This is a genomic window from Mannheimia granulomatis, assembly GCF_011455695.1.
Taxonomy (GTDB): Bacteria; Pseudomonadota; Gammaproteobacteria; order Enterobacterales; family Pasteurellaceae; genus Mannheimia; species Mannheimia granulomatis_A.
In genome coordinates this window covers 28788-47291 of sequence record NZ_CP015030.1, presented here as the reverse complement: position 1 = coordinate 47291, position 18504 = coordinate 28788, and the positions used below count along the sequence as shown (strand labels likewise).

Genomic DNA, 18504 nt, shown 5'->3' with positions numbered 1-18504 from the left:
AGTAACATGGAAGAGTACCAATTAACTATTACCGCAAATAAACGTCCCGAAACCTTAGAAAGGATTTTAAGGGTTATCCGGCACCGAGGCTTTGAAGTAAAAAATTTAAATGTAGAATCAACAGATTCTATTTTTAACCTAAATTTTACATTAGCAAGTAAACGCCAACTCTCACTTTTAACTCATCAATTAGAAAAAGTTTTTGATATTATAGAGATCAATTAGCCAAACTTTTCATAAACCGTGTAGCAAAATACACGGTTTTTTTATTTCCAAAATTTACAATTCTCTATCTTTTTGATTTTATTCACTTCTTCAAATTGCAACTGATTTTTTTCTTTTTTTGCTCTTTATTTTAAAGTTCAACAGATCTAATATACTACATATAGTGTTAAATAATGTTAAAAAACACAACATATTGTGTTAATGCCAATAGATATGGAAAACCTTAGATTCAACTCAGAGCAAATTGTTTGGCAAGAAGTGCCGAATGAAACCTCGCTTGCTTTTCTAATTACGGGCTGCCCGCTTGGCTGCAAAGGCTGTCATAGTGCTGATAGCTGGAAAGCCTGTAACGGGACAGTGCTGACACCGGAATACCTATCTCATCGCTTAACACGTTATCAGGGTTTAATTAGTTGCGTTCTCTTTATGGGGGGAGAATGGAAAGCAGAAAAATTAACACCACTCCTAAGTCTTGCCAAACAGCAAGGGCTAAAAACTTGTCTTTATACAGGATTGGAAAAAGATCAGCTTCCCGAATGTTTATTAGCCGAATTAACCTATTTAAAGACAGGTCGTTGGATTGCTGAACGTGGCGGATTAGAAAGCTTAACGACTAATCAACGCTTTATAGATTTACGCAGCAACCAAAACCTCAATCATCTATTTATAAAAGGAGACTTAATATGATTCGCTTACAACAAGAACAATTAAACGGAAAATTAGCTTTTATTGATCATTACATCCAAGCACAAAATGCGGCTGACGGTTCCAAAATGGATGCCAATGCGAATGTGACACAAAAAAATATTGCCACAATGGAAAATGAATTGATGAAAGATTTTTTTGTGCAGATCAACCGTGCTAAAGTCAGTCAGAAAATTGAAACATTATTTGATAAGGCTACCGCACAAGAATACATACGCCAGATCGAAGCACACGAAATTTATGTTCACGATGAAACCAGCCTAAAACCTTACTGCGTATCTATCACTATGTACCCATTCTTACGTGACGGATTAAGTAAATTAGGCGGCGAATCTAAAGCACCGAAGCATTTAGCTTCTTTCTGTGGGTCTTTTATCAACTTTGTCTTTGCCGTCAGTTCTCAGTTTGCAGGTGCGGTTGCAACCGTTGAGTTTCTCACTTATTTTGACTATTTTGCTCGTAAAGATTTTGGTGATAACTACTTAAAAACTCACAGCCGAGAAATAGAAAATCACCTACAACAAGTAGTTTACAGCATCAACCAACCTGCTGCAGCCCGAGGTTATCAAAGTGTATTTTGGAATATCTCGCTATATGACAAATTCTATTTTGAGGCAATGTTTGGCAATTTTGTCTTTCCTGATTTTGAAAAGCCGAACTGGGAAACTACCGCCAAATTACAGCTATTCTTTATGAAATGGTTCAATAAAGAACGCAGCAAAGCCATTTTGACCTTCCCAGTTGTCACCGCAGCCATGCTAACCGCAAACGGAAAATGCAAAGATGATGAATTTGCCAACCAAATGGCTCAAGAACTCTCACGAGGAAACTCATTTTTTATTTATCAGTCAGATAACCCTGATTCCCTTGCCTCTTGCTGCCGCCTACGTAATGAAATTAGCGATCACACCTTCTCTTACTCGCTCGGTGCTGGCGGTGTGGCAACAGGGTCAATAAATGTCATTACGATTAATATGAACCGTTTAGTACAAGATAAACGTGATTTAGCCACAGAAGTCAGCAAGATCCACAAATATCAATACGCTTACCGCAAATTAATGGAAGAGTATTTAGCCAACGGAATGCTACCTGTTTACGATGCCGGCTTCATCTCACTTGATAAACAATTTCTGACTATCGGCATTAACGGAATGGCAGAAGCAGCGGAATCACAAGGATTAACTGTCGGCTATAACTCTGACTATATTAAATTTGTGCAATCTCGGCTAAAAACAATTTTTCAAGCCAACCAAGCGGCAAGTAAAAAATACGGTGTGAAATTCAACACCGAATTTGTGCCGGCAGAAAACCTCGGAGTAAAAAATGCCAAATGGGATAAAGCAGACGGTTATTTCGTACCGCGTGATTGCTACAATTCCTACTTCTATGTCGTCGAAGATGAAAGCACCAATGCATTAGATAAATTTCTACTACACGGCAAAGAATTAGTAGAGTGGTTAGACGGTGGTTCGGCTCTCCATCTCAATCTTGATGAGGCTTTAAACGCCGGTGGCTACCGCTTACTATTAGATACTGCAGCTAAAACAGGCTGTAATTATTTCTGTATTAACGTCAAAATCACTATTTGCAATGAATGTAGCCACATTGACAAACGTACCTTACGCTATTGCAGCCAATGTGGCTCACACAATATTGATTATGGCACAAGGGTAATCGGCTATTTAAAACGGGTTTCCGCCTTTAGCTCCGCCCGCCAAAAAGAACATAGCTTGCGGTTTTATCATAAAGAAGCAGCTTAACACGCCTGCGGTTGTAATCTGCTTTACAACCGCTTTTTTAGTGATTATATTAAAACCTCATTTAGTCGGGGTGCTTTTAAATAAGCTGAGAAATACCCGTTGAACCTGATGCAGTTAGCACTGACGTAGGAAACTAAAGGCGTAAAACCATTCTATTCCCGTTCGTGTTGGCTCGTATTTTTTCACACAATGAGGAATAACGATGACCACTCCCTTTTCATATCAAACGCAATATTTGCAAAAAATTCGGCAAATTAACCCGCTTGTACACAACATTACCAACATTGTTGCCGCTAATTTTTCCGCCAACGGCTTACTTGCCCTCGGTGCTTCACCGATTATGGCCGCTGCCATTGAGGAAATGGAAAGCGTGCCTAATCTCAGTTCTGCGGTAGTAATTAATATCGGCACTTTAATCGGCAAAGAAGTGGATGCGATGTTACTGGCAGGCAAAACCGCTAACCGTTTAGGGATTCCTGTCGTGTTAGATCCTGTTGGCGTTGGAGCCACGCCATTTCGCCACCAAACGGTGGAAAAATTATTAAGCGAAATACAATTTACCGCTATTCGTGGCAACGCCGGTGAACTTGCTACACTTGCCAATGTGGATTGGCACGCTAAAGGGGTTGATGCTGGTGAAGGCAGACATAGCTTGCAAGAAATCGCCCGAAAAGTTGCGACACAATATAAAACCCTTGCCGCTATCAGTGGCGAAACCGATGTGATAAGCAATGGCTTACAAACTGCATTATTACAGAACGGCACGCCTATGTTTCCTAAAACTACCGCTTCCGGTTGCCTATTAAGTGCCATTTGTGGAGCATTTTTAGCTGTTGCCAATAAAGAAAGCTATTTTGCCGCCTTAGTAGAAGCTTTTACTATTTATACCGTTGCTGGCGAGCTTGCCACACGAGAGCTTCGCCCAACACAACACGGACAATTTGCGGTAAATTTGTTGGATCAGCTTGGCGAGATCACGCCTGAAACCGTTGAAAAGTTAGCAAAGGTGGCATATGTCTAGATCTTCTCCACTTAAAGTCGCTGTTGCCTCAATGGTGGGGACCGCTATTGAATATTTTGATAATTACATCTACACAATGGCCGCCGTATTAGTTTTTAACGTGCAATTTTTTAATAGTAATGATCCGGTATCCAACCAATTAATGTCCCTTTCGGTGCTGGCCCTTGCCTTTTTCACCCGACCGATGGGGTCAATTATTTTTGGGCATTTCGGCGATAAGTATGGTAGAAAGCAAACGCTAATTGCATCACTTTTATTAATGGGACTTTCTACCGTTGCCATTGGATTATTACCAAACTATGCCGCTATCGGCATTTGGGCAACCATTTTGCTCTGCTTATGTCGAATTGGTCAAGGATTAGGCCTAGGCGGTGAATGGGGAGGGGCTGCATTAGTTGCCACAGAACACGCACCAACACACAAGCGGGCATTTTTTGGGATTTTTCCGCAAATGGGGGCACCAATCGGCTTATTACTGGCGAACGGGGCTTTTTATTTGGTGAACCTCATTTACGGCGAACAAGCCTTTCTCGACTGGGCGTGGAGAATTCCGTTTATCGCCTCACTGGTGATGATTTTTATCGGTTTATATATCCGTTTAAAAATCAGTGAAAGCCCGATTTTCTTAAAAGCAGAACAACAAGGCAAAAACCGCTATACACCACTTAAAGTGCTGTTTAGCCGCCACCTAAAACCTTTTACGATTGGCGTGTTAATTGCCACCGCCGGCTATGTATTATTTTATATCTTAGTTGCTTTCACCCCAATTTTTGTAAAAAGCCCGGTGGCAGTTTCCAAAGCGGGTTATGTCACAGGTTTAGGCTTGCCGGCAAATCTCTACACCCAATATTTGCTGATTACCTCGGTGATTTTCGGCATTGCGATTTTCTTTTCAGGTCTCTATTCCGATAAAATCGGCCGCCGTTTATTACTGCTGATTGCCACAGGAGCCACAGTGATTTACGGCTTAACCATGCCGTTTTTCTTAGAAAACGGCACGCCAACCTCAATCTTTATCTTTTTGGCAATTGGCATGATATTAATCGGCTTAAGCTACGGCCCGATGGCAGTGATTTTGCCCGAACTGTTCCCAACGGAAGTCCGCTACACAGGAGCTTCACTCGCCTATACTGTCGCCGGCATTTTAGGGGCGAGCGTGTTCACCATTATTGCGGTAAAAATTAACGAAAACTTTGGGCTGTTTGGCGTGGGTGGATATTTATCGGTCGCCTCATTGCTGAGCTTCTGGGCGTTATGGCAGGTTCACGAAACCAAAGATTTAGAATTGACAGAAATCTAGCAAAACCGCAATAAAACAAGCGGTCCAATTTGCATTTCTTTTTACAAATTGGACCGCTTACCTATCTAACTTTGCTGATTAACAATTACCACTGATAACGATAGTTAGCCAAAATCGAAATTGGTTGTTTTAACTGTTTACCATGCGTAGTGGAAGCCTCTAAACCTACACGGTGGCTGCCATTACCTGCGGTAAAACCAATTGAGGTTTGGAATCGTCCACGATTTTCCGGCACATCAAATTGGTATTGGTTTACACGCACTTTAGCATTATTCGCTTTTTCTGCTATCGCATTTAGCTCAGCATAAGGTTGTAAGTGCCACCCGTTAGCGAAGGCAAAACCTTTTCCAACACGTACACCTGCACGAGCGGTGAACAGACTTAAACGACTTTCATCTGCCTTGCCGTTGATGGTGTGATAAGCCAACTGAGCTTGTGGCGTAACCGTCCAATCATTCGATAACGCAATGCGTTTACCCACTTCACTTGATAAGCTAAAAGCATTGTATTTACGTTTTTCATTTGATGCCTGTGCGGTTAAACGTTCGTACTTGCCGATATTATCCACATACCAGCCGTCTGCATTTGCAAACGTGGCGTAAAATCCGACCGCTTGCGAACGTAATTTACCCTTGCCATATTCGCCGTTGAAATCCACATCTGCACGACTCGTACCAACAAATCCGCCTAAACGGAAGTTATCACTTACCGCACGATCTGCCCCAATTTGTAGGCTGTGGGAATCCATCTCAAAGCCCGAAGAACGGCTATCCGCTGCAACATTTTGGGCTTTCGCTTCTGTACGGCTATTAATATTTTTCACCCAAACATTACCTGCTTTATCGGTTTTCAACTCGCCTAAACGTTGGTGAATACCTTGTAAATTCTGCGTGAGCAACAAGCCCTGAGCTTGGCGAAGCAACACCAAGGCATTCGAGGTTTCGCTCAATTCCGCCAATGCCGGTCTGGTTGTTGGTACGCTAGGCGAAGTTGGAACGGCTGGCTGGCTTGGTGAGATTGGGATCGCTGGTGTTACCGTTGGTGGTGTCACTGGCTGAGCCGGTTTTGCCGGTGGAGTTGTAGGCTCTACAGGTGGTACTGGATCAGCAGGTTTCGCTGGTGTTGGCTCAGGGCTCACAGGTACTATTGGTTGGGTTGGTTCATTCGGATCCTCTTTTGGAGTTACCTTATTAGAAAGAACCCAATCTGTTCCTTCTTTATTTAAGTGATAACGGTAAGCTCCGGCATCCACAAAATCTTTATCTTTTAACGAAAATGCTGCAATGCCATCAGTAGTTTTTACTAACGTTAATTTTCCACCTTCAGCTTTAGGTTCATTACCACTATCTTTAACCGTAATCGTATGTTTGCCATCAGATTTACCCTTGACAATAACACTATTTCCTTTTTCAGAAGCAAGATCGGTATTTAATCCAAAATGGAGATTTCCGCTTAAATTACCATTGATCACTAAATTAGAAAAATACTGAGATTTCTCAATATTAATTTCTGAATTATTCCCTGATAAATCTTTAATATCTCGTGCTAGATCTGAAGAATATGTCCAAGTAGAATCATTTAATTCAACAGACATTTTTGCATCATCAATATAACCACTTAATTCTGAGTTTTTAGAGGTTAACTGATGGTTACCTGGATTATATCGACCTTCAAATCTTAGTGCTGTTGTTTCTATGGTACTATTTTCTAATTGAATATCAAGGTTGGTTGTAGCCCTAGAATCTATCGGAATAAATCCTCGTTCAGCTTTTAAAGTGCTATCTTTAATAATAATTTTACTATTACCATCTGCATCTGATCTATCCTCTCCGAAAAGAAAAGCTTTTGACTTATTAGCATCTGCTTTTGTATTAGTAATAGAAAGTGTAGAGTTACCAACAATAAATATTCCATCACCATTTTTATTTGTTATAGTACTATCCTTAATATTCATTGTTGTATTTTTCAAAAGAATATTACCATTGACAAAGAAACTAGATTCTCCAGCTACTTCTTTCGTATGAGCAAGTGTAGAATTTGTAATTGTGAATGTTGAATCTGTTGCATCAATAATTGTATCTGATTCAGTAAGATTAACTGAAGAATCTTTGATAATAGCATTAGATTTTATTGCTGATATCATATCTCCTCCATTTTTCTTACCTGTATTAGAAAGTTTTGAAGAGGATAAATTTAAGGTTGAATTATTTAAATAAATAAGACGACTATCATTATGAGAAGATAAGGTGGAATTCATAACATTAATAGTAGAATTATTTAATCCATTTACTTGTACTACATTAGAGTAAAAAGTACTTATATTCTCCGGAGTAGAAGATTTTAACTCACTATTATTTATGTTAACCGTTGCATTATTCTCTGCATAGACTATTTTTGCATTACCACCTGAATTATGCGTAAGCTTAGTATGATTTAATGTTAATGTTGATTTATCAACATCTAACAAATTATTCGTTGAACGTTCAGAATCTAGAGAGTTAAGAGATAATGTACTATTATTAAATACTGCTGAAGAATTGTCTAAAACGGAAAATAAATCGATATTAGAACCAAATCTCCAATAGCGTTTTGATTTTTTACTCCCATCTCCTAATACTGTAGCATTATCAAATACAGCATTAGTACCCTTGAGTTCTATTTCAGGATCTTGTGTATTTGTACCAGACAAATCATAAGTACAAGTATTACTTTGGATCGTTTGATCTTTAGCAGCAAAGCCTTCTGTAATAGTCATATTCTCACAGTTTGCAGCCTGTGCCGTACTTGCAGCCATACCAACAGAAATTAACACAAGAGTGATGGGGGATAATTTAAAATTCTTCATAAACTTTCCTTATTGTTTAAAACAAACAGTCCAATTCTAGCAAATTTTCACTCCAATTGAACCGCTTATTTTTCTATTTTGTGACTTTTCTCACAATAACCGTTGTTACAAAAATCACTAACATCACAGGAATGGTTAAGCCAAGTGGTAAATGCACATTACTATAAGATAAACCGTGATAAAGCATAAAACCGATAAACCAAAGTCCAAAAGCCAGCCAATCCATATTTTGTTGGGATTCAGTGCGTCTTAGTACGAAAAAGTCAGCAATTTGCACCGCAATCATTGGCGCGAATACAGAGCCGATTAGTAGTAAAAAGTTTTCATATTGGGTCACCGGCAAGCTTAAGGCTAACACCGTACCAATCAAGGTAACAGCAATAGCTGTCGGGGTTTCTTTTAATTTAGTGCTGATATTACTTGCACTCACTCCTGCGGAATAAGCATCTAAGAAAGTCGTGGTAACAGTAGACAAAATCATTACTATAATGCCGACCAAGCTCATGCCTGTTAGCAGGAGCATCGGGGCAATTTCGCTTTGCCCAGTAAACAGTACCATTCCCAGCCCTAACGCATACATCCATGCACTGGTAATTAGATAACCAATACTTGCCGAAAGTGTTGCCGCAAGCGGTTTTTTCGCTTTAGAGGTATAGTCGGAAACCAGTGGCAGCCAAGAAAGCGGCATAATGGTTGCGAGCTCAACAGCAGTACTAAAGGGCATATTACCTGAAGCCGCAATCTGATTCTGTCCGTTTAACACTTTTAGACTAAGCCATAATGTCAGCACAAACATTGCAATTAAGGTAAATAGCTTTAATTTACCAACCTGATTAGAACCGCTAAAAAGCCAAAGAATAATCAACACACCAAGCACACACGCCCAAAGGCTGAAAGCAGACAAATCCCACAAGGCAAGGCTTAGAGCGTTGCTGATTTCTGCCCCTGTGTAGATCATAATCGCGGTCCAGCCAATCAGTTGCAACACATTAGCGAGAGAGAAAAATACCGAGCCTTTACCAAAAGAAATCTGCACCGTTTGCATGGCGTTTTTGCCTGTTTTAGCCCCAATAAAACCTGCAGCAAAAAATAAAATGCCGCCGAGTAAATGCCCTAAAACAATCGCCAGTAAACCTTGTTGCCAGCCGAGCGGGGCGATCCACGTGCCGACCACAATCGCACTGGCACTAATGCCCGCTCCCGCCCAAATCAAGCCGCTGTTGAGCGAACTTAAACTTCTACTCATCGTTGCCTCCTTTTTTGCCGCCATTTGCAAATTTTTCTAAATTTTTGACCGCTTGTTGCCACTCCTGATCCTGAGTAATCGCACTCACCACCGCTACGCTGCCTACGCCACATTTCATTACTTGCTCAATATTGGCTTGCTGAATACCGCCGATAGCAACCGTTGGGATATGGAGTGGCGCAACCAAATCTGCATACTTCGCTAAATTAATTAAGCCTTGCGGTTGAGATGGCATTTGTTTGGTTTGGGTAGGGAAAACGTGGCCAAAAGCGATATAAGAGGGTTTAACCGCTAAGGCTCGCATAATTTCAAAATAACCATGGGTAGAAACACCTAAACGCAAGCCAGCTTGTTGGATAGCATTGAGATCCGCCGCGGCCAAATCTTCCTGTCCTAAATGCACACCATAAGCTTGATATTTCAAGGCTAATTGCCAGTAATCATTCACAAACAAACGTACATTATGCTTTTTGGCAAGGGCAACACTTTGGGCGATTTCATTTTCAATCTCTGCAAGCGGTCGATTTTTCACGCGAATTTGCAAGGTTTTCACGCCAGCTGAAATTAAACGCTCAATCCACTCAAAACTATCCACAACAGGGTAAAGCCCAAGTTGATAATCGGTTGGAGTAAAGGCTTGCTGCGGTAAATGAAGGAGGGCCGACATTAATGTAGTTTTTGGGAAAAAGGTAATGTCGCTTGGGTAGCCTGTGTGGCAAAGAGAACTTAACGCAGTTTGTCCTTTTCCTTCCGTTTCAGATAGGCCTTGCTGCAGATAAGCTGTGGCAAGGGTAACGGCATCTGGCAAAGCAAAGCCTTTTGCCAACATCGCTCCGATTGCAGAAGCAAAGGTACAGCCTGTGCCGTGAGTATTCACGCTTTGCAAACGCTGGTGGGAAAAGCAGTAGCTCTCTTGTGGAGTGAGTAAATAATCGCTTACTGTTTCGCCTTGCCATTCAAAATGTCCGCCCTTGGCTAATACGGCTTTTATGCCTTGAGCAAATAGTTTTTGAGCGGCAGTTTTTACATCCTCAAAAGTAACAATTTCTGTTTCACTCAGCAAGGCTAATTCCATACCATTTGGGGTAATTAAATCCACTAAGGGATAAAGTTTTTTCTGCACAATAGGTAACAAAATACTATCTGATAAGGCTTGCCCACTACTTGCTACCGCCACTGGGTCGTAAATTACTTGGCAATATTCTTGGCTTTCTACACGGATTTTTTGGATATAGTCGCACAGAATTTCCACCTGATTTTGGGAACAAAGCAAGCCGATTTTAATTGCATTCGGGTAACCTTGAATGAGCAAAGCCTCAAACTGCTGGCGGAAAGTGTAATCATCAACAGGCGTTACACAAAGCACGCCATGCGGGTGTTGAGCAGTCACGGAAGTGACCACCGAGCAACCAACCAAATTGAAATCGTGAAACGTATGTAAATCGGTTTGTAAACCTGCTCCGGCACAGGAATCCGAGCCGGCAACCGTCCAAATCACTTTAGCTGAATGATGAGAGTTAGAAATAGACATCGCAAAATCCTCATTTTAGAGTTAAGGGTTTGCTTGTCAGAGATGTGGTAATCGGTAACAAAAGATTGATTGAAAACCTTAGTTGATAAGGCAGCAATCAATCTCTAAATTTGGTAAAACTTGTTCCCTACGCAGGTACTAACCTACAGGTTCCACGGATCTCGCATTTGCGATCTCAGCCTTACGGCACTCCGACAAGAATTTTTAGTATATATCAACAAGCGGTCTTTTTTGGCAAAATTTTTGCAATTTTTAACCGCTTGTCAGACCTCTAATCTATTTTCCCACAATTTAAACAGTAGAGATACATCTGTTTTGGATCATTAAATCGTGAGAGTATATCAACTTGTTGGGCTGATTTTTTAAGCCACGGTAAATCAAGCCAGCTCACTAATTTCACCTGTAACTGAGTTTTAAAATCACGGGCTAAAGTGCCTAACAGACTGTTATCTTCTTCAACAAACCATTGTAAATCCAACTGCTCGATTTCAGGCTGATTTTCAGTCTGACGTTTTTGATTAATTAAAGTAGATAGCGTCGAATAAGCGGTATTAAAATCACCTAACTCATCCACTAATCCATGTTTTAACGCCTCATTACCAGACCAAACTTGGCCCTGAGCGACTTTATCTACGGCTTCTTTTGACATTTTTCTGCCACGGGCAACCAATTCCAAAAAGCGTTCGTATCCATTTTCAATGCCAATTTGTAACACTTCTCCCTGCTCTTTTGGTAAGGTTTTTAACCCAACTTTCTGAGCTAAAGCAGAAGTCGCAATGCCATCTTCAGTTACACCGAATTTTTTCGCTGTTTTCTCAAAAGTGACCGCTAAACCGAAAATACCGATAGAACCGGTGAGCGTATTTGGGCTGGCAATAATTTTATCGCTGGTCGCGGCAATCCAATATCCCCCCGAAGCTGCAATGTCACCCATTGAAGCTACGACAGGTTTACCCGCTTTTTGAAATTCTTCGACTTCTTGGCGAATGATTTCCGATGCCATTGCACTACCACCTGGGCTGTTAATACGCAACAACAAGCCTTGAACATTGCTATCCTCTCGGGCTTTTTGTAGTAATTTCACCACAGTTTCACTTCCTACGCTGGATTCATCACTCTCGCCATCCATAATCTCGCCTTCCACATTTATTACCGCAATTTTAGGTTTATTTATATTATTAAAGCGGTCATTTAGCTCATAAAGATAATCACTAAATTCAACGTGGTTGTAGCTGTTTTCTGAGTTTTTACCAAACAGGGAAATTAACATACTTTGGCTTTCGTGGTTAGACACCAATTTTGTCACCCATTTTTGCTTAAGAGCAAACTCAGCGTCATTCCCTTTAGCTTGCTTATATTTTTCAATATAAACCTCTGGGGTTAAATCAATTTCTTGGGGAGTTATATTGCGGTTTTCTGCAATGGTTGTTACCGCTTTATGCCAAGTATCTTTCAGCCAGCCTTCAGCATTTTGCTTAGCCTCAGGAGACATATCATCTCGAATAAAGGGCTCAACTGCAGATTTATAAGTGCCAACACGGAAAATATGTGGCTCAGCCTCAATTTTGTTGAGCAAGGCTTTAAAATAAGTATTAGTATAGCTTAAGCCTTTTAACTCAACGGTACCTGCTTTATTAAGATAAATTTCATCAGCAAAAGAAGCTAAATAATATTGCTTTTGCGAATATTGCTCACCTACTGCAATTACCGGCTTACCGGATGTTCTAAAATGCTTAATTTCATTTCCAACAAAATCCAAAGAGGAAAAATCCGCATTTTGCAACGCACTTAAATCCAGCACTAATCCGGTAATTTTAGGATCATCTTTAGCTTGTCTAATGGCTTGTACCACATCAAAAGTAGAAATTTTAAGCGACTTGCTGTCACCTAATTCAGATTGTATTAAGCGATAAAAATCGGCAAATTGTTCTCGATTATCCGCTAAATACCCATCTAAATTTAGGCGTAATGCCCCTTGAGTAAAAATCGGCTTTGTCGATTGTGTACCTTCTGAAATAAAGGCAAAAATCGGTATAAGCATTAAGATAAAAAGCACAAAAAAGAGGTTGATAACACACTCTCTAATGCATCGGAAAATGCGATAAAAAATATTAAAAACTTTAAACATAAGCTTGTCTCCTAATAAAATTATATAAAATAATTCGGGACATAGTATAAAGCAATCGCGCAATGAGTAAAATATGATATGCTTTTACCACTCTTACCCCTGAATCTATAGGTATTTTTTATGCAAATATTAGATTTATTACAGCGTCGCCGTTCCAATAAAAAATTTGGCGATAAAGCCCCAAATGCAGAACAACTTGAACAAATTTTAAAAGCAGGATTACGGGTTCCGGATCATGGTCGCTTAAAGCCTTATCATTTCGTGGTCATTGAAAAAAGCGGAATGCCAAAAATTTGTGAACATTTCAAAGCTGCTGTGGCTGAATTCAATCTGAGCGAAGAACATTTAGCAAAAGCAGAAAAATTAGCCTCCCGAGCGCCAATGATTATCGGTGTTGTAGCAAAATTAGACCATAACATCGCCAAAGTACCTGCGTGGGAACAAATGCTCTCTGCCGGTTGTGCCACTTACGCCATTCAACTTGCCGCCAATGCGTTAGGTTTTGATACAGTTTGGATCACAAACAAATGGGTAAACGGCTCTTCGCTTCGTACCGCTTTTGACTGCCAAGAGGGTGATAAAATCATTGCTCTGTTAATGGTGGGTTCACCAATAGAAGACGAACAGATCAACTTAGCACCTGAAAGCGAAAGTTTAGACGGTTTTATCAGCTATATAAAATAAGATGAAGACAATTTTAATCACAGGTTGCTCATCAGGTATCGGTTATACAACAGCAGCACATTTAAAACAAGCAGGCTGGCGAGTTATCGCTAGTTGCCGTAAAGTTGAAGATGTTGCACGTTTACAAGCAGAAGGGTTTGAAACGATTTTGCTTGATGTTACTGATAGCAACCAAATCCAACAGGCTTTCGATTATATTCGAGCAAGCGGTCAATTAGATGCAATTTTTTGCAATGCCGGCTACGGTCAGCCCGGTTGTGTAGAAGATGTGCCGAGAGAAGCCCTGCGTGAAATTTTTGAAACTAACGTGTTCGGGGCATGGGAAGTAATTAATCAGGCAATGAAAATCTTCCGAGAGCAAAATCACGGCAGAATATTAATCAACAGTAGTATTTTAGGTTTTGCGGCTATGCACTATCGTGGAGCTTATAATGCCACTAAATTTGCCTTGGAAGGTTTAGCAGATACCTTGCGTTGTGAATTACACGGCTCAAATATTTATGTTTCGCTTATCCAACCTGGCCCGATTCAAAGCCGATTCCGCCCTAATTCAGTGGCGAAATTAGAGCAGTATATTGATGTGGAAAACTCTTATCATAAAGCGCTAAACCAAACGCAATACCAACGCTTAACCACAAAAAGCAATGCAAATCCTTTTACTTTACCTGCCTCAGCTTGTGCAGAAGCGTGCTTAAAAGCCTTGAATGATAAAAAGCCCAAAGCACGCTATCAGGTAACTTTTCCGACCAAATTGTTTTGGTGGTTAAGACGAATTTTGCCAACAGCTGCGTTTGATTATATGAATCGGAAATTTGGTGGATAATTGATAAAAATAAGACCATTACCAAACCCTATACGAGCCGTATAGAGTTATTTAATCTGAGCCGCTCTGCGGCTCTTTCTTCAGCCCCTGAGGGGCTGGGATTAACGAACCTAGCACGGCTCGTGCTAGGTTATTTTGATTACTTCTTCCACCCTTTCAACGCATCGGCAAAGGCATTATTGCCGAAGCTATTGCGATTATCCGAACGCAAGCGGTCATTTTTTGCCGGATTTTTGCGAATTTCTGCTGAATTTCGACCGCTTGTTGTCTCACTTTTCTCTGCAGGTTTATCATCTAAACGCATAGATAATGCAATACGTTTGCGAGCCACATCCACCTCTAATACTTTTACCTTCACCACATCACCGGCTTTAATTACTGTATGCGGATCTTCCACAAAAGAGTTGGAAAGCATTGAGATATGGACTAAACCGTCCTGGTGAACGCCAATATCCACAAATGCCCCGAAGTTTGCTACGTTTGTAACCGTGCCTTCTAAGATCATTCCTACCTTGAGGTCAGAAATCTCTTCTACACCGTCCATAAAACTTGCGGTTTTAAATTCACCGCGCGGATCACGCCCTGGTTTTTCTAACTCTTTGAAAATATCATTAACCGTTGGTAAACCAAACTGTTCGTCCACAAAATCTTTAGCATTCAGTGAATGAATTTTAGTGGTATTTCCCATTAATTCTGCCAAAGTTGAGGTGGTTGCTTGTAAGATTTTTTCAACAATCGGATAAGCTTCAGGGTGAACGCTTGACGCATCTAAAGCATTTTTACCGCCGATAATTCGCATAAAGCCTGCACATTGTTCAAAAGCTTTAGGCCCTAAACGTGGCACTTTTTTCAGATCAGAACGGCTGTTAAAACGGCCGTTTTCATCACGATAAGCGACAATATTTTGTGCAAGCGTTTTGGTCATCCCTGCCACGCGGGCAAGTAAAGCAGCAGAAGCAGTATTTAAATCCACGCCAACCGCATTTACACAATCTTCCACTACTGCATCTAATTTACGAGCTAATTGTGATTGGTTTACATCGTGCTGATACTGCCCCACACCAATGGCTTTAGGTTCAATTTTCACCAATTCTGCCAATGGATCTTGCAAACGGCGAGCAATGGATACCGCACCACGCAGTGACACATCTAAATTCGGGAACTCATTTGCCGCAAATTCCGAAGCTGAATAAACCGAAGCGCCGGCCTCACTCACGACCACCGTTTGCGGTTTGTTCTCTTTGATCTCTTTAATCACTTCTTTAGCAAAACGCTCGGTTTCACGTGAGGCGGTACCGTTACCAATCGCAATCAGCTCTACATTATGCTTTTTAATCAGTGTGAAAATGGCTACTTGGGCCTCTGCTTCTCTCCCCGTGTGTGGATAAATTGTGGTGGTATCGAGCAATTTTCCGGTGTTATCCACCACCGCGACTTTCACCCCCGTACGCAAGCCGGGATCTAAACCCATCGTGTTTCTTGCACCGGCAGGAGCAGCCATTAACAATGCCGATAAGTTACGAGCAAAAACATCAATCGCTTCTTCTTCCGCCTTTTCACGTAGGCTTCCCATTAATTCCGTTTCTAAATGCAGGGCTGCTTTGATTTTCCACGTCCAAGCAATTACTTGCTCACGCCATTTATCTGCCGGTTGATTGTTGAATATCACCCCTAAATGGCTGCGAATGATCTCTTCACAATGACTGGTTTTACTGCCTTCCTCCGCTTGCGGATCAGCATTAAGAGAAAGAGATAAAATGCCCTCGTTACGTCCACGAAACATTGCTAAAGCACGGTGAGAAGGCACGGTTTTAAAAGGCTCACTGTGAGCAAAGTAATCACGGAATTTTTCACCTTCTTCCTCTTTGCTCTCAATAACGTTGGATTCAAGCGTGGCGTAAGCGGTCAAATATTGGCGAAGTTTTGCAAGTAATTCTGCATCCTCACTAAAACGCTCCATTAAAATATATCTTGCCCCATCTAACGCTGCTTTACTGTCGGCTATGCCTTTTTCAGCATTAATAAACTGCTCAGCAAGTAATTCAGGCATTTGGCTTGGATCGTTCCACAAACTTTCCGCCAACGGCTCAAGTCCTGCTTCAATCGCAATTTGTCCGCGAGTACGGCGTTTAGGTTTGTAAGGCAAATAGAGATCTTCCAACTCGGTTTTGCTTTCGCAATTTAAGATTTTTTCTCTCAATTCTTCGGTTAATTTGCCTTGTTCCTCAATAGATTTCAGAATAGTTTGACGGCGATCATCCATCTCACGCAAGTAAATAAGGCGTGTTTCAAAATGACGTAATTGAGTGTCGTCCAACCCACCTGTGACCTCTTTGCGATAACGGGCAATAAAGGGAATTGTGTTCCCTTCATCCAGCAAGGTGATGGCCGCTAAAATTTGGTTTGAAGCAACATTTAATTCGCTCGCAATAATCTGGCTAATTTGACGATTTAACTCACTGTTTAATTGGGTCATTGATTTTCCTTCAATAAATTTGCTCGAGCTTTATCTAATTTTTCGAGCTGGGTTAATGTTTCGATCACTTTCTGCGGATTGGGCTCTTTTTTTGCACACAGAATAATATTTTCTAAACTATCGGCTTGATGATAATAAGGCTTAGGGCTTTGTATCGCTTTTTCAAATTGTTGATAAGCCTGTTGAAATTGACCTTGTTTACACAAAAAGGTGCCGTAATTATTCAGCACGTCAGGACGACTTTTGCTTAAATTTAAGGCCTGCTGATACGCTTTTTCTGCATTTTCTACCTCACCTGTTTGTTGGTAATAGTAAGCAAGTACCGAGTAAGGCAAATAATCTTTTTCATCGTGAGCAAGGGCTTTATCAATATTCTGTTTCGCTTTAGGGAAATCGTTTTGATCTAAATAAGCTAAAGCAAGATTGATTCGGGCTTTTACAGCTTCCGAGCGATTAAATGCTGATTCGGAAGATACTTCTTGGTTAGAAGAACAAGCTGCTAATAATAAAATAGCAGCACAAGCGGTTATTTTTCTAAAAAATTTTGCAAACATAGCGCTCTCCTATCATCAAAAGGCTAAATTTTACTGTTCAATAACCGCTAAGACTAGTGATTTTTGCAAGCTAAGGGAAATTTTTAATACTGATTTTTCGATGCAGATCGCAAAAATACTTATTGCTACTTAAATAATTTTTTAATGGTACTCACTCCGTTATCATTTCGATCTCAACGTAGAAACATTACAGCCTAAAGACACAAAGTATATCCTCTTTTAAACATAAGCTTTACTGGTAAAAATTGAAATATCTGCGTTGAATTTCTAGCTTGATCTTAAACCCACTTTAATCTTTATTATATGTAAGTTTTTAAGCTATTTTTAGTCAAAAGTTATTGATAAAAAACGAGTTGTAAAGTAAAATACAAAAATTCATAGAATAGACTTCCCCCAATTTATATATAAAAATGGTGATATCTAATACTGTAGAAATAGTAGTAATTCAATTATCTCTACTTTAAAGATAGATAAAAATTATTTATTAAAAGGAGAAATAATTATGTCTAATTCAAAAATAAAACACCTTACCTTCGTTGATATCGTACTACTGGCAATTATCTTTTTCGGTATTTCCGCATACTCTTCCATAAAGTGGTACTTTATACTCCTGCAACAGAATCAAGTAGTTCCCGAAAATCTGTCTATCAATGATTTAGCTAATTGGAAAACCTTCGGCATGCAACTATTTTTGTTGGTTATCGCATGGTTGTATCTGCGTTGGCGCAAGTTTGATTTCAGCGTTCTGAATTTCAAAATAAACCGAAACACTATACCACTCGCCTTACTTTTATTCGTCGGTGCCGGGCTAGTTGCGGACTTATACCAGTACATGCACGCCTTTATAATCCCCGAACACTATCCTGAAGCAGAACAAAGCGATTACAAAAGCACACACTATACGCTCGAATTGATCATAACTTCGCTACTTAACGGCTTTTTTGAAGAGATCTTCTTTATGGGCTTAGTTTTCACCATAAAACAGGAAATGCTACCCAAAGCTGTTATATTCAGCCTGTTCTTGCGCTTTATCCTCCATACTTATCAAGGCTTGGCAGGAGCTCTAACTATCACTACGTTAGGTGTGTCGTTCTGGCTATTTCGCCGAAAAATTCCAGTGCTAGTACCGTTTTTTTTAGCACACGCAGCATTTGATATTTTCGGATTAAGCTCCCTAGGATTATTATTCTCATAAGATCCAGCGAC

The 18504-nt window shown here is 40.4% G+C and carries 14 protein-coding genes and 2 riboswitches; of the genes, 8 read left to right on the top strand and 6 right to left on the bottom strand.

Annotated features, from left to right (window positions below):
* Positions 1-6 precede the first annotated feature (6 nt).
* The 5 genes from ilvM (at position 7) to A4G16_RS00205 (ending at position 5011) form a co-directional block, all read left to right on the top strand.
* On the top strand, positions 7-225 hold the full coding sequence (gene ilvM / locus A4G16_RS00225; RefSeq protein WP_027075046.1) for an acetolactate synthase 2 small subunit: 219 nt from the start codon (positions 7-9) through the stop codon (positions 223-225).
* Positions 226-438: 213 nt separating this feature from the next.
* On the top strand, positions 439-912 hold the full coding sequence (nrdG, locus tag A4G16_RS00220) for an anaerobic ribonucleoside-triphosphate reductase activating protein (RefSeq protein ID WP_165888186.1): 474 nt from the start codon (positions 439-441) through the stop codon (positions 910-912).
* A complete protein-coding gene (gene nrdD / locus A4G16_RS00215) occupies positions 909-2690 on the top strand; it encodes an anaerobic ribonucleoside-triphosphate reductase (protein WP_165888185.1) in 1782 nt (593 codons plus the stop codon). Before nrdG ends, nrdD begins: the two co-directional genes overlap by 4 nt.
* Before the next feature lie 56 nt (positions 2691-2746).
* Positions 2747-2839, top strand: a riboswitch (TPP riboswitch).
* Positions 2840-2892: 53 nt separating this feature from the next.
* A complete protein-coding gene (gene thiM / locus A4G16_RS00210) occupies positions 2893-3711 on the top strand; it encodes a hydroxyethylthiazole kinase (RefSeq protein ID WP_165888184.1) in 819 nt (272 codons plus the stop codon).
* Positions 3704-5011 carry an MFS transporter gene (locus A4G16_RS00205; RefSeq protein ID WP_165888183.1) on the top strand — a complete coding sequence of 436 codons (1308 nt, stop codon included), beginning with the start codon at positions 3704-3706 and terminating at the stop codon, positions 5009-5011. The genes thiM and A4G16_RS00205 overlap by 8 nt, the downstream gene beginning before the upstream one ends.
* 85 nt (positions 5012-5096) lie before the next feature.
* Here the strand turns inward: A4G16_RS00205 and A4G16_RS10920 are convergent, their stop codons facing one another.
* The 4 genes from A4G16_RS10920 to sppA form a co-directional block, all read right to left on the bottom strand.
* Positions 5097-7856: an autotransporter outer membrane beta-barrel domain-containing protein gene (locus tag A4G16_RS10920; protein ID WP_237052375.1), complete on the bottom strand. Its 2760-nt coding sequence runs from the start codon at positions 7854-7856 to the stop codon at positions 5097-5099.
* 73 nt (positions 7857-7929) lie between these two features.
* Complete coding sequence (gene cytX / locus A4G16_RS00195) at positions 7930-9102, bottom strand: putative hydroxymethylpyrimidine transporter CytX (protein ID WP_165888182.1); 1173 nt, start codon at positions 9100-9102, stop codon at positions 7930-7932.
* Positions 9095-10633, bottom strand: a complete 1539-nt coding sequence (thiE, locus tag A4G16_RS00190; RefSeq protein WP_165888181.1) for a thiamine phosphate synthase — start codon at positions 10631-10633, stop codon at positions 9095-9097. The genes cytX and thiE overlap by 8 nt, the downstream gene beginning before the upstream one ends.
* 107 nt (positions 10634-10740) lie before the next feature.
* Positions 10741-10837: riboswitch (TPP riboswitch) on the bottom strand.
* A gap of 67 nt (positions 10838-10904) precedes the next feature.
* On the bottom strand, positions 10905-12761 hold the full coding sequence (sppA, locus tag A4G16_RS00185; RefSeq protein ID WP_165888180.1) for a signal peptide peptidase SppA: 1857 nt from the start codon (positions 12759-12761) through the stop codon (positions 10905-10907).
* Between the two features lie 120 nt (positions 12762-12881).
* On the opposite strand from sppA, the gene A4G16_RS00180 reads away from it, so the two are divergent.
* Both A4G16_RS00180 and A4G16_RS00175 read left to right on the top strand, forming a co-directional pair.
* Positions 12882-13445: a nitroreductase family protein gene (locus A4G16_RS00180; RefSeq protein ID WP_165888179.1), complete on the top strand. Its 564-nt coding sequence runs from the start codon at positions 12882-12884 to the stop codon at positions 13443-13445.
* Position 13446: 1 nt separating this feature from the next.
* On the top strand, positions 13447-14268 hold the full coding sequence (locus tag A4G16_RS00175) for an SDR family NAD(P)-dependent oxidoreductase (RefSeq protein WP_165888178.1): 822 nt from the start codon (positions 13447-13449) through the stop codon (positions 14266-14268).
* 139 nt (positions 14269-14407) lie between these two features.
* Here A4G16_RS00175 and A4G16_RS00170 read toward each other — a convergent pair whose 3' ends face one another.
* Entirely contained in the window at positions 14408-16744 is a 2337-nt protein-coding gene (locus A4G16_RS00170; RefSeq protein WP_165888177.1) for a Tex family protein, read from the bottom strand.
* Positions 16741-17298, bottom strand: a complete 558-nt coding sequence (pilW, locus tag A4G16_RS00165) for a type IV pilus biogenesis/stability protein PilW (protein ID WP_165888176.1) — start codon at positions 17296-17298, stop codon at positions 16741-16743. The genes A4G16_RS00170 and pilW overlap by 4 nt, the downstream gene beginning before the upstream one ends.
* A 502-nt stretch (positions 17299-17800) precedes the next feature.
* On the opposite strand from pilW, the gene A4G16_RS00160 reads away from it, so the two are divergent.
* Positions 17801-18493 (top strand): CPBP family intramembrane glutamic endopeptidase, encoded by a 693-nt coding sequence (locus A4G16_RS00160; RefSeq protein WP_165888175.1) that lies wholly within the window; start codon positions 17801-17803, stop codon positions 18491-18493.
* Positions 18494-18504: the final 11 nt, after the last annotated feature.

Excerpts from the sequence above, each read along its gene's own strand:
- nrdD (WP_165888185.1), top strand. The coding sequence starts at position 909 with ATGATTCGCTTACAACAAGAACAATTAAACGGAAAATTAGCTTTTATT.
- thiM (WP_165888184.1), top strand. The coding sequence starts at position 2,893 with ATGACCACTCCCTTTTCATATCAAACGCAATATTTGCAAAAAATTCGG.
- A4G16_RS00180 (WP_165888179.1), top strand. The coding sequence starts at position 12,882 with ATGCAAATATTAGATTTATTACAGCGTCGCCGTTCCAATAAAAAATTT.
- A4G16_RS00160 (WP_165888175.1), top strand. The coding sequence starts at position 17,801 with ATGTCTAATTCAAAAATAAAACACCTTACCTTCGTTGATATCGTACTA.
- sppA (WP_165888180.1), bottom strand. The coding sequence starts at position 12,761 with ATGTTTAAAGTTTTTAATATTTTTTATCGCATTTTCCGATGCATTAGA.
- thiE (WP_165888181.1), bottom strand. The coding sequence starts at position 10,633 with ATGTCTATTTCTAACTCTCATCATTCAGCTAAAGTGATTTGGACGGTT.
- A4G16_RS00205 (WP_165888183.1), top strand. The coding sequence starts at position 3,704 with ATGTCTAGATCTTCTCCACTTAAAGTCGCTGTTGCCTCAATGGTGGGG.
- pilW (WP_165888176.1), bottom strand. The coding sequence starts at position 17,298 with ATGTTTGCAAAATTTTTTAGAAAAATAACCGCTTGTGCTGCTATTTTA.
- ilvM (WP_027075046.1), top strand. The coding sequence starts at position 7 with ATGGAAGAGTACCAATTAACTATTACCGCAAATAAACGTCCCGAAACC.
- nrdG (WP_165888186.1), top strand. The coding sequence starts at position 439 with ATGGAAAACCTTAGATTCAACTCAGAGCAAATTGTTTGGCAAGAAGTG.
- A4G16_RS00175 (WP_165888178.1), top strand. The coding sequence starts at position 13,447 with ATGAAGACAATTTTAATCACAGGTTGCTCATCAGGTATCGGTTATACA.
- A4G16_RS00170 (WP_165888177.1), bottom strand. The coding sequence starts at position 16,744 with ATGACCCAATTAAACAGTGAGTTAAATCGTCAAATTAGCCAGATTATT.
- A4G16_RS10920 (WP_237052375.1), bottom strand. The coding sequence starts at position 7,856 with ATGAAGAATTTTAAATTATCCCCCATCACTCTTGTGTTAATTTCTGTT.
- cytX (WP_165888182.1), bottom strand. The coding sequence starts at position 9,102 with ATGAGTAGAAGTTTAAGTTCGCTCAACAGCGGCTTGATTTGGGCGGGA.